Raw genomic sequence first — 13,657 nt, 5'->3', positions numbered from 1 at the left:
GCTTTTTGTCTGTATCAGGTTCATTGCATCTGTTTGTCAGGGTATACACAGGTCGATGGTGTTTCTTATGACCTCTCCGGTGGAGACCCGTGAGTGACGCGCCGCAGTGCCCTCGGACGCTCGCCGTGCTGGGCCGGTGGCTCCTCGGCACGGGGCTGGTCACGTGGCGCTATCTGTGGGAGACGACGCCTCTGCACCGTGGCGGCGAGTGCCAGGGGGACGAGGCGGACCTTCCGCCGCAGTTGCCGCCCGAAGCGGTCGACAGCCGGGTGCAACTGGCGCAGGACGGCTTCGGCCCCCTGTTCCACCGCGTTTTTCGCGTGCGCATTGCCGACGCCGACATCGGCCCGGGCGACCTCGTCGAATGGGTCTGTCGCGATTTCAAGCATTTCGTGCCTTCCGAGGTCGTGGACGTCCACACGGGGGAACTCGGGGACCACGGTCTCGATGTCTCCGACGAACTGCTGGTGGAGATGCCCGGACCCTGGAACGGACCCGTCAGGGTCGTTCGCCGGGACGTCGATCGTCTGCACCTGGTGACCCTGAGCGGCCACATGGAGGCCGGCCAAGTGCACTTCCGTGCACGCACGGACGACGGCCTCCTGGTCTTCGAGATCGAGCTCTGGGCGTGTGCGAGCAACCGGCTGGTGCACCTTCTGTACTCGCATCTACGCTTGGCGAAGGAGATCCAGCTCAACATGTGGGTCAGGTTCTGCCTGTCCGCCGCGGCGATGTCGGGGGGCCGACCGGTCGCCGGCGTCGACATCTCCACCCGCCGGCTGGACCGGCCTGAAAGAGCGCCACGCCCGCACGCGGCGGGGGTTCAGGCCTGGAGGTAGGCGAGGACGGCCAGGACGCGGCGGTTGTCCTCTTCCGAGGGGTGGAGGCCGAGTTTGGTGAAGATGCTGTTGCTGTGCTTGCTGACGGCCTTCTCCGACACGAAGAGGCGGGAGGCGATGGCCGCGTTCGAGCGGCCCTCGGCCATCAGGGCCAGGACTTCGCGCTCGCGCGGGGTCAGGGCCCGCAGCGGCTCGTCCTCCTCGTGGCGGGCGAGCATGACCGCGACGACCTCGGGGTCCATCATCGTCGCCCCCGCCGCGACCCCGCGGACCGTGTCGATGAAGCGGCCGACGTCCGAGACCCGGTCCTTGAGGAGATAGCCGACCGCGCCCGCCCGGTCCGACATCAACTCCCGGGCGTAGAGCTGCTCCACGTACTGGGAGAGCATCAGCACCGGCAGACCCGGGTGCCGGGCGCGGGCGTCGATCGCCGCGCGCAGCCCCTCGTCGGTGAGGGTCGGGGGGAGCCGCACGTCGATGACGGAGACGTCCGGGCGGTGGGTCTCCAGCGCCCGCAGCAGGGAGGGGCCGTTGTCCACCGCTTCGACGACCTCGAAGCCGTACGCCTGCAGGATCCGGATCAGTCCTTCGCGCAGCAGGGCCAGGTCCTCGGCTACGACCACGCGCACGGCAGGGACATCCTCACGTTCGTAGGTCCGCCCATCGGGCTGTCGATGCCGATGGTCCCATCGAAGGCGGCCAGCCGCCGCGCGATGCCCCGCAGGCCGGTGCCGGCCTCGAAGGAGGCGCCGCCGCGGCCGTCGTCGGCGACCAGGATGCTCAGCGTGCCCTGCGCGGTGTACTCCAGACGGATGTCGACGCGGTGGGCGCCCGCGTGCTTGATCGCGTTGGCCAGGGCCTCGGCGACCGCGAAGTAGGCCGCGGACTCCACCGCGGCCGGCAGGCGGCCCGGGATGTCGACACCGACCGTCGTCGGCACCGGGCAGGCCAGCGCCAGCGCCTGGATCGCGCCGTCCAGACCCCGGTCGGCCAGCACCGGCGGATGGATGCCCCGGACCAGGTCGCGCAGCTCGGCCAGCGCGGTCGAGGTCGACTCGCGGGCCTCGGCCAGCAGCCGGGCCACGGCCTGCGGGTCGTCGGCCAGCAGCTGCTCCGCGAGGCCCAGGCTCATCCCGAGGGACGCCAGCCGGGCCTGCGCGCCGTCGTGCAGGTCCCGTTCGATCCGGCGCAGCTCACCGGCCTGGCTGTCGACGGTCTCCGCCCGCGAAGCCGCCAGCTGCGCGACCCGTGCCCGCAGCCGGGCCTGCTCGGTCGGGGCCAGCAGCAGGCGCACCAGCCGTGCGTTCAGCCGGGCGAACGGCACCGCGCCGACGTACCAGAGGACGAGGAGGAGCAGGCCGAGCGGGACCATGGCGAAGGACTCGGCGACGCCGTGCAGGTGGAACCGCGGGCCCAGCGGGGTGCGGAACACCTGCGGCGGCGTCAGCGCGAACACCAGCGGGTACAGCAGGTAGAACAGCCCGGCCGCGAAGAGCAGGAACGGTCCGCCGGCGGTGCACCAGCCGACCGCCGAGTCGACCGCCAGCCAGGCCCAGTCCCGCCAGGTCGCCGGGTCCTTCAGGATCACCCACAGCCGCCTGAACCAGTTCCCCGGCGGGAGCGGCAGGTACGGGCGGGCGACCGGCGCCGGCAGCCACCGGCCCGCCCAGCCGCGGTGCCGGTCGGCGAACCAGCGCACCACCACGGTGGCCACCAGCGCCAGGGGCAGCCCGGCCCCGAGCAGGACCAGGCCCAGCGCGGTGCTCCACAGCACCAGCAGGGCGAAGGCCGCCAGCGAGGCGAGGAGCAGCAGCAGCGACCAGCCGAGCAGTTCCATCCGCTGCGCCAGCCCCGCTCGCAGGCCGCCGCGGCGCGAGGTCGTGTGGATCACGGGCATGCCCTCATCCTGGCGGGCCCGCCCCACTGCGCGCAGTGGGGCCAGGCCCACCCCGACCGGGGGTCCAGCACCCGTGCCCGGCACCGGCGCCCCCGGCAGGGTGGATCACGGGAACGCCGGGGCGGACGCCGCCCGGGCCCGCGTCCCGCGATTCCCACCCGACAGGCCGACAAGCCGACAAGCCGGCCGCCGGCCGACGACGTAACGGAGACCACCATGACCGCAAACACCCCGCGCCCGCCCCGAGGCCGGCGCACCGCGATCGCCGTCGGGATCGCCGCGGCCCTCACCGGGGTCCTCGCCGGGTGCGGGCACTCCGGCGGTTCCCCGGCGTCGAAGCCCACGACCCGCATCCCGGCCAAGGCCGCCGCCAGCACGGCCGCGGCCACCGACTCCACCCTGCACATGATCACCAACGAGGGGCACCGGCTCGCCTTCCACGTCACCCCCGGCCACCAGCCGGCGATCGTCCTGGACGCCGGCGGCGGCCTCGACTCCTCCTACTGGAAGAAGATCGTCCCGGAGCTGTCGGCGAGGACCGGCTCGGAGATCATCACCTACGACCGGGCCGGCATGGGCGCCAGCGACCCCGTGCCCGGCCCCTGGAAGGCGCAGGACGCAGTCTCGGACCTGGAAGCCGGGCTCACCGCCCTCGGCGCCACCCGCCACGTCGTCCTCGTCTCGCACTCCGAGGCCGGGGAGATCGCCACGTACATCACCGGGCAGCACCCCGGCCAGTTCGCCGGGGCGGTCCTCGTGGACGCCGCGCTGCCGCAGTTCAGCACCGACACCGAGATCGCCCGCGTGGCGGCCGCGACCCGGCCCGAGGTCGAGCAGATCCAGGCGAAGGACCCGAAGGCCCGCACCCAGGCCGAGCGCCAGCTGCTCGCCGTCGCCGCCGGCTACGTGCCCGACCAGCGCGCCTACCACCAGGCCGTCTGGCCGGCCGCCGTCCCCGCCGACGTCATCGTCTCCGAGCAGACGCCGTTCCCCACCTCGCCGCCCGACGCCGAGGCATGGCGGGCGGCCCAGAGCGCGTTCGCGAGCGAAGCACCCAACAGGCACCTGGTCACCGCCGCCGGCAGCTCGCACGACATCCCGCTCGACCGGCCCGACATCGTGGAGGCGCAGATCGAGGCGATGGCCGCCACCGTCCACTGACCCGCCGGGCCCGGGTCCCGGTCGGCAGGACGGCCGGGACCCGCCCTCTCGGCCCGGCGGTACGGGCGACCCCCTCAGCGGCGGTAGTCGGCCGCCTCGGTGCCCAGGACGTGGAGCAGGGCCAGGGACTCGGCGGACGGCGATCCGGCCGGGGCGCTGTAGAGGACGAGGTGCTGGTCGCGGTCGGTGAGCGCGAGGGAGTCGCAGTCCACCGTGATCTCGCCGACGGCCGGGTGGCGGAAGGTCTTCGTCAGCACGGGCATGTGGTGCACGTCGTGGCGCTCCCACAGGCGGGCGAACTCCGCGCTGCCGTCCCGGAGTTCGGCCACCAGACCGGAGACCGCCGGGTCGGCCGGGTAGCGGGCCAGTGTGGCGCGCAGCTCCATGACGACGTGCTGCCGGAACTCGTCCCCGTCGGAGACCCCGTACAGCGGCGTGCCGTCCGGGCCGGAGTCGAGGAACGCGCGGCGGGCGAGGTTGCGCTCGCGCGGGGCGAGCCCGCCGAAGTCCTCCATGAGCGCGGCCGCCAGGTCGTTCCACGCCAGCACCTCGAAGGCGGCGGACGTCACGAAGGCGGCCGTCTGCGGCAGCCGCTCCAGGAGCGCGAGGATGCTCGGGCGCACATCGCGCCGGTGCCGCCCGGTGCGGCTCGGCGCGGTGCCGGCCAGGACGTGGAGGTGGTCGGACTCGGCGTCCGTGAGCCGCAGCGCGGCCGCGATCGCGGCCAGCACCTCGGCCGAGGGGCGCGGCGCGCGGCCCTGCTCCAGCCGGACGTAGTACTCGGTGGAGATGTGCGCGAGGACGGCGACCTCCTCGCGGCGCAGCCCCGGCGTGCGGCGCCGCGGGCCGGTGGGGAGGCCGGCGTCCTGCGGCCGCAGCCGCTCGCGGCGGCTGCGGAGGAAGGCTCCCAGCTCCTGCTTGTCCATACCCCCAGTGTGCGCGCCGTGCGGCACCTGATCCTGGTACCGCCTGTGCCTGCCTGCGGTGCGCGGACCGCCCGACGCTGGAGCCATGACGAACGACAGCAACGCACCACGCACCGCACCGCTCGGCCTGCTCACCGGCAAGGTCGTGCTCATCACCGGCGCCAGCCGCGGCATCGGCGCGGCCGCCGCCCGGCTCTTCGCCGCCGAGGGCGCCGCGGTGGTGCTCGCCGCACGCAGCACCGAGGCGCTGGCGAAGGTCGTCGCCGAGGTCCGCGCCGAGGGCGGCACCGCCGACGCCGTGCCGATGGACCTCGCCGACAGCGCGAGCATCCGCGCGGCCGTCGACCGGGTGGAGGAACTGCACGGGCGACTGGACGGCGCCTTCAACAACGGCGCCGCGATCCAGCAGCCCGGCCCGCTCGACACCACCGGCGAGGACGCCATCGACCAGCAGTTCGCGGTCAACTTCCGCGGCCACTGGACCGCGATGACCGCCGAGGCCGCGCTCATGCGCCGGGGCGGCGGCGGGGCCATCGTCAACACCTCCAGCATCGGCAGCCGCCGCGCCAACCCCGAACTGCCCGCGTACGGCGCCATGAAGCGCGCGCTCAACAGCATCACCGAGTCCGCCGCGGTGAGTTGGGGCCCGCAGGGCATCCGTGTGAACGGCATCACCCCGGGCGGCACCGCCACCGAGATGATCGACGCGTGGGAGGCGGCGTCCCCGGGCGTGGTGGACCGCATCAAAGAGAGGGTCCCGCTGGGCCGCATGGCCGAGCCGCGCGAGGTCGCCGAGGCGGCGGCGTGGCTGCTCAGCGACCGCGCCTCGATGGTGACGGGAGCGATCGTCCCGGTGGACGGAGGCGCGGGCGCCTGAGGTGGGGCCCGGTGCCGGGAGCCGTCAGCCGCGGATCGCCGATCGCCGGCCGCCCGTCGCGGGCTTCGGCGGGGCGGCCACCGGTCGGGCGCGGCGGGGAACGCCGCACGGGCGTACGCCGGCCGGTACGGTGCCCCGGCGAGACGGCCGGCGCTCGGCGGTGCAGCCGGGCGGCGGCACGGCAGTCGGGGGCGGCACCAGGCGCCTGCCTGAGGGCAGTCGGCACCGAGCTCAGCCCGACACCTTGGCGCCGTCGAGCAGTTGGGCCGTAGCCTCCCACAACCGCCGCTCCCGCTGCGGGGCCTGGGCGACCGGGCGGACCTGGCGGACCTTGTCGACCACCACGAACGCCCCGTCGCGCAGGCCCGCCCACTTCTCGTCCAGTGCGAGCGAGGCCAGCGCGGGGCCCGAGCGCCTCGGGGTGGAGACGCCGGGCACGCGGCCCAGGCCGCGGCCCATCGCCTGGAAGACGGCGGGCGCGTCGCGGCTCAGCGCCGTGCCGGGCATCCAACCCGGCTCGAACACCGTGACGTTGACACCGGGCGCGGTGTGCCGCTGCAGTTCGTGCGCGTAGTACAGGACCGCCAGCTTCGCGTTGGCGTAGGCGATCCCGGACTCCTGGAAGCCCGGGCTTCGGGTGCCGGTGGCGGGCCGGGCGAGTTCGACGGGGTCGCGCCAGCGCGCCTCGGGCACGCCCAGCAGCCGCCGCCAGATGTTGGCGCTGTAGACGTTCGAACCGAGCAGCACGATCCGGCCCGGCGTGGCCATCGAGCCGAGGAGGTCGCCGATGAGCTGCGCGTGCGCGAGGTGGTTGACGGCGAAGGTCAGCTCGTAGCCGTCGGCGGACGCCTCGCGGGTGTCGGCCGACATGCGGCCGGCGTTGGCGACCAGCGCCCGCAGCGGCCGTACCGCCCCGGCGGCCAGCAGCTCCCGCGCGGTGGCGGCGGCGGCCCGCACGTCGGCCAGCCGGGACAGGTCGCAGGCGACGGTGTGGACGACCGCGCCGAGCGCGCGGGCCCGGCCGGCGGTGTCGGCCAGGGCGTCGCCGCCGCGGCCGACCAGCAGCAGGTCGGGCCGCTCGCCCGCCGGCCGGCCCGCCATCGCGAGGGCGGCGGACCGGCCGAGGCCGCGGGTCGGTCCGGTGATCAGAACGGTTCCGGTGTCGGTGCTCATGCCCCCAGCCTCGGCCCGCCGCGGGCGGCCGGCCAGCCGTCTCCTTGTCCCGGGAGCCGCCGGTCCTGGGAACGGCGGGGCCAGGACAGCGGCGCGCGGGCGCTGCAGACTGGGTCCATGGAGACCTGGGAGTTCGGCCGGATGGTGCGCCGCAGGCGCGACCGCGTCGCACCCGGGACGGTGGGTGTACCGGTCGGGCCGCGCCGGCGGGCGAGCGGGCTGCGCCGCGAGGAGCTGGCCGCCCTCGCCGGGATCTCGGCCGACTATCTGACCCGGCTCGAACAGGGCCGGGCGACCGCGCCCTCCGCCCAGGTGGTGGAGGCCCTGGCGCAGGCGCTGCGGCTGTCCGACACCGACCGCGACCTCCTCCACCGGCTGGCCGGCCACACCCCGCCCGGCACCGGCGTGGTCCCCTCGCGCGTCCCGCCGAGCGTGCAGCGCCTGCTCGACCGCCTTGCGAACACCCCCGTCGTCGTCTACGACGCCACCTGGACGCTCGTCCTCGCCAACGCCCCCTACGACGCCCTCATGGGCGCGACCACCTCCTGGCGCGGGATCGAGCGCAACGCGGTGTGGCGCCACCTCGCCGGGCCCCCGTCGCGGGTCGTGCACACCGAGCGGGAGCAGGCCGAACTCGACGCGCGGCTCGTCGCCGACCTGCGCCTGACCGCCTCCCGCTACCCCGCCGACCGCGCGCTGCGCCGACTGATCGGCGAACTCGACCACGCCAGCCCGAAGTTCACCGAGCTGTGGGACGCCGACGCGCTGCCGCCGCTGCCGGACACCTCCCGGCGGAAGGTGATCGAGCACCCCGCGGTCGGCCGGATCGCGCTCGACTGCGACACGCTCGTCGTCGCCATGGACGACCTGCGGATCATGGTCTACACCGCCGAGCCCGGCACCGAGGACGCCGAGCGGCTGGCGCTGGCGACCGTCCTGGGCACCCAGTCGATGGCCGAGCAGCCGGCGCCGCCGCGGACCGGTTCCCCCCGCCACCGATGACTTCCGCGCCCGCCGGCGGTCTGCACGGGCCGGAAGGAAGAGCGAGGAGGCCGCAGGATGAGCAGGTACGTCTTGATCCCGGGGGCCGGTGGCGCGGCCTGGTACTGGCACCGGGTGGTGCCCGAGCTGCGGGCCAGGGGGCACGAGGCGGTCGCCGTCGACCTGCCCGGCGCCGACGCCTCGGCCGGGCTGCCCGAGTACGCCGACAAGGTGGCCGCGGCGGTCGGCGACCGCGAGGAGGCCGTGGTGGTGGCCCAGTCGATGGGCGGCTTCACCGCCCCCATGGTCTGCGCGCGGGCGCCGGTGGCCCGGCTGGTACTGGTCAACGCGATGATCCCGCTGCCGGGCGAGACGGCGGGGGAGTGGTGGGAGGCCACCGGCTCGCAGGAGGCGCGGATCGCGGCGGCCGAGGCCGGCGGCTACGGCACCGAGTTCGACCTGGACACCTACTTCCTGCACGACGTGCCCGCCGAGGTCGCCGCCGAGGGGGCCGCGCACGAAGGGCCCGAGGCCGAGATCGCGTTCGGCCAGCCGTGCGCGATCGAGCGGTGGCCGGACGTCGAGACGCGGGTGGTGGCCGCGGCGGGGGACCGGTTCTTCCCGGCGGCGTTCCAGCGGCGGGTGGCCCGCGAGCGCCTGGGGATCGACACGGACGAGGTCCCCGGCGGCCACCTGGCCGCCCTGTCGCACCCGGCCGAGCTGGCGGAACGCCTGGTCGGGTACGAGGGCTGAGCGCCGATGGGGCGCCCGGAGCTGCCCGGGCACCCGGGCGTGGCGGGCGCCCAAGTCGGGTGGGGCGTAGGGGACTTGGGCGCCCGGATGGGGCGGGAGCGGGCGGGCGAGAGCCTGCCGGACGGGAGTGGGCGCTAGGGGAGGGTCCAGCGCTGGGCGTTCGTGCCGTTGCAGTCCCAGATCTGGACCTGCGTGCCGGCGGTGGTGGAGCTGTTGGGGTCGTCCAGGCACTTGCCCGAATTCGGGTTCAGCAGGGAGCCGTTGGACTGGGGAACCCAGACCTGGGCGCCGGTGCCGTTGCAGGTGTAGAGGTCCACCGCGGTGGCGTCGGCGGTGCCGGCCGCGTACACGTCCAGGCATTTGCCCAGTACCTGGAGGGTGTTGCCCGCGCCGACCGTCCACTGCTGGGCGGCGGTGCCGTTGCAGCCCCAGATCTGGATCGGGTTGTAGTCGGTGGTGTCGGAGGAGCGGTCGTCCAGGCAGAGCGAGGCGGAGACGCCGGAGGTGATCGGGCCGCTGGCGCCGTTGGAGCCGCCGCCGGCGGTGCCGTTGAAGGCGCCCAGGCCGTTGGGCGTGCCGAGGCCGGTGGGGCCGTCGTAGCCGCCGCCCGCCGTGCACAGGTAGGCCGGGGAGCAGGAGCCGTCGGAGCCGGAGACCACGTCGTTCAGGCCGCCGGTGTGCGCGTAGAGCACCGAGGCGGCCGAGGCGGCCGGTGCCCCGGCCAGCGCGTACACCGAGGCGATGATCGGCGACGAGACGCTGGTGCCGCCGACGACGAACCAGCCGCCCTGGCCGTAGGTGTCGTAGACCGCGACGCCGGTGCCCGGGTCGGCGACCGCCGAGACGTCCGCGACGGTGCGGTGGCTGCCGCAGCCGGTGTCCTTCTGCCAGGACGGCTTCGCCTCCCAGGACGAGCAGCCCGCGCCCGCCCCCGACCAGGCCGTCTCCGACCAGCCGCGGCCGGAGGAGTCGCGCCGCAGGCTGGTGCCGCCGGCGGCGACGACGTACTGCGAGGTGGCGGGGAAGCTGACGCCGTAGCCGCTGTCGCCGGAGCTGGCGACGTCGACCACGCCCGCGTGGTTGAAGTCCGCGTCGCCGCCCGCGTTGCCCGAACCGTCCCCGGTGCCCCAGCTGTTGGAGATGAAGTGGGCGCCGAGCGAGACCGCGGTGTTCTGGGCCGCGTCCAGGTCGCCCGCCTCGACCACCAGGATGTGGCAGTTGGGGCAGATCGCCGAGACCATGTCGATGTCGAGCGACGCCTCGGTACCCCAACCGCTGTCGCCGGGCGGGTAGTTGCCCTGCTGGCCGCTCTGGTTGACCTTGCGGAAGCAGCCGTTGGCGGTGGTACAGGCCGGCAGGCCGTACTGGGCGCGGTACGTGGCCAGGTCCGACTCCAGGTTGGGGTCGTCGGCCAGCTCGGCGACCGCCACGGTCGCCCCGCCGCCGTTCGAGGCCGCCGCCGAGGCGATGTTGTACGCGCTGCGCAGGTCGGAGGGGCCGTAGCCGGACGGAGTGGCGTCCGGGGAGAGCGCGTTGGCGCGGACGGCGGGGACGTCGGTGCGCACCAGGGCGTAGCAGACGGGCGCGCCGGGGTGGAGCGGCTTGTCGCAGGCGTGCGTGGTGGCGACGTGGCTGCCCGCCGAAACGGTCGCGGTGCTGCTCGGCGAGCTGCCCGTCCGACTGCTCGCGTGGCCGGCTGCGGGGCTGCTCGCGCTGTCCGGCGCCAGGGGCGCCGCCTGTGCCGCCATCGGGGCGCCGACGGCGATCCCGGTCGCGGCGGTGAGCGCGAGCGCCCACCGGAGGAGTGTTCTCATCGTGTCCACCTTGTGTGGGGGGTGCCGGGGGCAAAACCGTCCCCGGCGGAGAGGGTGTGCGGTGCCGAGCGGTCGAACAGGCGCCGATCCTCGGGGCGTGGGACGGCCGGGGGCCCGCGCCGCCGGACGCGGGGGCCGCCCGCTGCGAGCCGGTGGGGCACTCGCCCGTGTCGCCATGTGCATGACAGAAAACGGCTCGGGAAACCTGCCGACGGTGGCCTCCCGGGTGCTCGCTGCACATTGAGCACTCTTGTGGGTTCCCTTGTCAATGCCCCCAGAAGTAGCGGGAGTTCCCACAAAACCCCACACCCGTGCATTGGTGCAGACCAGGGCGCCGTGCGGCCGTTGCCTGCGCGGAAAAAGACCGACATCGTTGTCTGGGCACGCAAGGGGCCCCCGCCCGGCGGGGTGCCGGGCGGGGGCCCTGTGGTGCGGGTGGTACGGGTCGTGCGGGGTTCAGACGGACGTCGTCGGGAGCGTCAGCCGTCGTTCTCCGACGACGGGATGTACGCGCCGGGGACGTCGTCGGGGGCGTAGATCTTGTGCTCGCCCGGGTATGGCGTCTTCCAGTCGTGCGTCTGGTACCAGGTGAAGTGGTTCATCTGGGTCGGGTCGGCGTAGTCCGGCACCGCGTTGGGGCCGGTCAGGCGCTGGTGCGACTTCCAGGTGTTCCACTGTGCGGCGACCTGCTTCTCCGCCGCCGGCACCGTCGTCGACGGCACGGCCGCGGCCTTCGGGTCCTGCGGGGCCGGGGTGTCCACGCCGCAGGAGGGCGGCGTGCTCAGACCGGCGGTCAGCGAGGTGCGGTTGGGCACCGCGGTGTACGGCGTGTAGTTCGGCTTGCTGGTGAACGCCGTGGTCATCGGGGTGGCCGCGCTGTCCTTCTGGTTCATCGGGTGGATGCCCAGGATCTGCTCGATCGTGCGGATCATCGTGATCTGCGAGTAGTAGTGGTCGTCCACCACCCCGTGCTGCGCATAGGGGCTGATGATCTGGATCGGGGCGCGGTGGCCGTCCACGTGGTCCAGGCCGGCCTGCGAGTCGTCCTCGACGACGAAGATCGCCGAGTCCTTCCAGTACTTGCTGTGCGAGATCTCGTCGACCATCTTGCCGACCGCGAGGTCGTTGTCGGCCACCTGCGCGGCCGGGCTCGCCGGGCCGCCGGTGTGGTCGCTGGAGAGCCAGAACATGTTCAGGTTCGCCGGGCCGTTCTTCTCGAAGTCCTGCTTCCAGATCTCGTACCGGTACTGGTCCGGGACGCTGGTGTCGAACTTCGGGAAGGTCGGCAGCGAGACGTTGTTCAGCGACGGGATCGGCGAGGAGGAGTCCAGGGTGTAGGCGCTCTTCGAGCCGGTCGCGTCCATCGTCTTGGCGTCGCAGTACAGGTTCTGCCAGCTGGCGGCGGCCGGCTTGGTCAGGAACTGCTGGAACTCGCCGAAGTCCCGCACCGACTTGCCGGCCGCCTGGGCGCCGGTCCACAGGAAGCCGGACTTCTGGTGGCCGAGGGCGTCGTCCTCGGTGTCGTAGCTGCGCAGGTACTCACCGGCGGAGGACTCGGTGTACTCCGGGTCGTCGGCCTGCATCAGCCAGTTGTGGCCCTCGGCGGAGTTCGTGCCGATGTCGTAGGTGTTGTCGTACAGGCCGAACTGGGTGGCCAGCGCGTGCTGGTTCGGCGTCACGTTCTCGCCGAACTCCGCCAGCGACGGGTCGCCGTCGCCCTGCGGCATGTCGCCGAAGAGCTGGTCGTAGGTGCGGTTCTCCTTGACTATCAGGAAGACGTGCTTGATCGTCGACGGGTCGCCGATGCGGGCCGGGACCGGGACGGCCTTGGCCTTCTTGCCCTGGGCCAGCTTGACGTCGTTGTTCGTCCAGCCGTTCTGCTGGAAGACCTTGTCGGTCTGCGACCTGATCACCTTGTCGCTGGGCAGCGTGAAGTGCACCAGGCTGGAGGTGGTGTCGTGGGTGCCGTGGCCGGCGCTCGCGGTGGGGCGGAGCGCGTCGATGCCGCGGGTGTTGGACACGACGATCTGCTTGCCGACGGTCGCGATCTCCGCCGGGAAGTAGTCGGTGGGCAGCAGGCCGATGTAGGAGACGGGCTCCTGCGCGCTGCTGAACCGGTAGACGGCGATCGCGTTGGCGCGCCCCAGGGTCACCAGCAGGTGGCCGTCGGAGGTGAGCGTCACCGCGTCGGGCTCGTAGCCGACCGACGCCTCGGGCCAGGGCTGCGTGGAGATGGTCTGGACGACCTTGTCGCGCTTGGGGTCGATGACCGAGACGGTGTTGGTCGCGGTGTTCGTGACGAACACCGCGCCCTTGCCGGCGTAGATCGCCGTCGGGTGCAGGCCGACCCCGATGCTCGCCGGAGCCGCGGTGGGCTTCGCCAGGTCGATGACGCTGACCGTGCCGGTGGTGGTGGCACCGGTCACCGCGCTCGCCGGGACCTGCGTGTTGTAGGAGTTGAGCGTGGTGTCACCGGGCTGCGCCGGGCGGCCGCCCTCGTTGGTGACGTAGAGCTTGCTGCCGACCTGCACCAGACCGCGCGGGGCGTTGCCGACGTTCCAGCTCTGCTCGATCGCGCCGGTCGCCGCGTCGATGGCCACCACCCGGTTCTGGCCGTTGACCGCCGCGTACACGGTGGAGCCGTCGGCCGAGAAGACGGCCGCGGCCACCAGCGCGTGCTTCGCGCCGTCCGCCGGGATGCTGATGGTGACCGGGTTGGAGAGCGAACCGTCGGCGTTCACCGTGAACTTGGTGTAGCCGTCGGTGCGCCCCAGCCACAGCTGCTTGCCGTCGGGCGAGTACGTGGGGCCCTCCTGGCCCACGTCGGCGCCGCTGATGCGCAGGTTGTCGGCCGCGTTGCTGCCGACGAGCTGCTGCACCTTGTACGTCTTGAGGTCCACGATGACCAGGTCCGCGTCCCCGTCGGTGACCGAGGCGGCCAGGTGGCTGCCGTCCGGGCTCACCGAGGACGACATGATCTTGCCGTCGTTGATGACCGACCGGGCACCGTAGGGGTCGAGGTACTGGTCGCTGGAGATGACCTGGCCCTGCGCCGTCTGCTGACCCACCTGCTGGGTGCCGAACTGGTGCGTCTGGGCGAAGGCCGTGCCGGTGGCCGCGAGGCCGACGGCGGTGATACCCGCCGTGACCAGCGTCACCCGGCGGCCGAACTGCCTACCGAGGAAGACGAAGCTCGCCTTCTCGACACGCCGGCGGCGGCGTGTTACCTGCATGGG

11 protein-coding genes are annotated in these 13,657 nt (G+C 73.5%); 5 read left to right on the top strand and 6 right to left on the bottom strand.

The features are described 5' to 3' along the window. Positions 1–89 precede the first annotated feature (89 nt). Positions 90–839: a DUF1990 domain-containing protein gene (locus BLR33_RS24630; RefSeq protein ID WP_245771632.1), complete on the top strand. Its 750-nt coding sequence runs from the start codon at positions 90–92 to the stop codon at positions 837–839. On the opposite strand, the gene BLR33_RS24625 is transcribed toward BLR33_RS24630, so the two are convergent. Both BLR33_RS24625 and BLR33_RS24620 read right to left on the bottom strand, forming a co-directional pair. After that, positions 824–1,468, bottom strand: a complete 645-nt coding sequence (locus BLR33_RS24625; RefSeq protein ID WP_093786759.1) for a response regulator — start codon at positions 1,466–1,468, stop codon at positions 824–826. The genes BLR33_RS24630 and BLR33_RS24625 overlap by 16 nt on opposite strands. Beyond that, a complete protein-coding gene (locus BLR33_RS24620) occupies positions 1,453–2,736 on the bottom strand; it encodes a sensor histidine kinase (RefSeq protein WP_218136695.1) in 1,284 nt (427 codons plus the stop codon). The genes BLR33_RS24625 and BLR33_RS24620 overlap by 16 nt, the downstream gene beginning before the upstream one ends. A 216-nt stretch (positions 2,737–2,952) precedes the next feature. On the opposite strand from BLR33_RS24620, the gene BLR33_RS24615 reads away from it, so the two are divergent. Continuing rightward, entirely contained in the window at positions 2,953–3,897 is a 945-nt protein-coding gene (locus BLR33_RS24615) for an alpha/beta fold hydrolase (protein ID WP_093786758.1), read from the top strand. A 74-nt stretch (positions 3,898–3,971) separates the two neighbouring features. Here the strand turns inward: BLR33_RS24615 and BLR33_RS24610 are convergent, their stop codons facing one another. Continuing rightward, positions 3,972–4,823: a helix-turn-helix transcriptional regulator gene (locus BLR33_RS24610; protein WP_093786757.1), complete on the bottom strand. Its 852-nt coding sequence runs from the start codon at positions 4,821–4,823 to the stop codon at positions 3,972–3,974. A gap of 85 nt (positions 4,824–4,908) precedes the next feature. Here BLR33_RS24610 and BLR33_RS24605 point away from each other — a divergent pair, with 85 nt between their 5' ends. Next, the gene (locus tag BLR33_RS24605; protein ID WP_093786756.1) at positions 4,909–5,700 is read left to right on the top strand and encodes an SDR family NAD(P)-dependent oxidoreductase; all 792 of its coding nucleotides are present in this window, start codon (positions 4,909–4,911) and stop codon (positions 5,698–5,700) included. A gap of 231 nt (positions 5,701–5,931) precedes the next feature. On the opposite strand, the gene BLR33_RS24600 is transcribed toward BLR33_RS24605, so the two are convergent. Further along, positions 5,932–6,873, bottom strand: a complete 942-nt coding sequence (locus tag BLR33_RS24600; RefSeq protein ID WP_093786755.1) for an SDR family NAD(P)-dependent oxidoreductase — start codon at positions 6,871–6,873, stop codon at positions 5,932–5,934. A gap of 117 nt (positions 6,874–6,990) precedes the next feature. On the opposite strand from BLR33_RS24600, the gene BLR33_RS24595 reads away from it, so the two are divergent. Continuing rightward, the gene (locus tag BLR33_RS24595; protein WP_093786754.1) at positions 6,991–7,875 is read left to right on the top strand and encodes a helix-turn-helix transcriptional regulator; all 885 of its coding nucleotides are present in this window, start codon (positions 6,991–6,993) and stop codon (positions 7,873–7,875) included. A gap of 57 nt (positions 7,876–7,932) precedes the next feature. Next, positions 7,933–8,607, top strand: a complete 675-nt coding sequence (locus tag BLR33_RS24590; protein WP_093786753.1) for an alpha/beta fold hydrolase — start codon at positions 7,933–7,935, stop codon at positions 8,605–8,607. A gap of 134 nt (positions 8,608–8,741) precedes the next feature. Here BLR33_RS24590 and BLR33_RS24585 read toward each other — a convergent pair whose 3' ends face one another. Together BLR33_RS24585 and BLR33_RS24580 are read right to left on the bottom strand one after the other, a co-directional pair. Next, a complete protein-coding gene (locus BLR33_RS24585) occupies positions 8,742–10,421 on the bottom strand; it encodes a S53 family peptidase (protein WP_176930438.1) in 1,680 nt (559 codons plus the stop codon). Between the two features lie 479 nt (positions 10,422–10,900). Continuing rightward, positions 10,901–13,654, bottom strand: coding sequence for a bifunctional YncE family protein/alkaline phosphatase family protein (locus BLR33_RS24580; protein ID WP_093786752.1), 2,754 nt, complete (start codon positions 13,652–13,654; stop codon positions 10,901–10,903). Positions 13,655–13,657: the final 3 nt, after the last annotated feature.

The sequence above is a fragment of the Actinacidiphila guanduensis genome (assembly GCF_900103985.1).
Lineage (GTDB): Bacteria > Actinomycetota > Actinomycetes > Streptomycetales > Streptomycetaceae > Actinacidiphila > Actinacidiphila guanduensis.
Note: the sequence above shows the minus strand (reverse complement) of the source record. Positions and strands in the feature narration are given on the sequence as shown.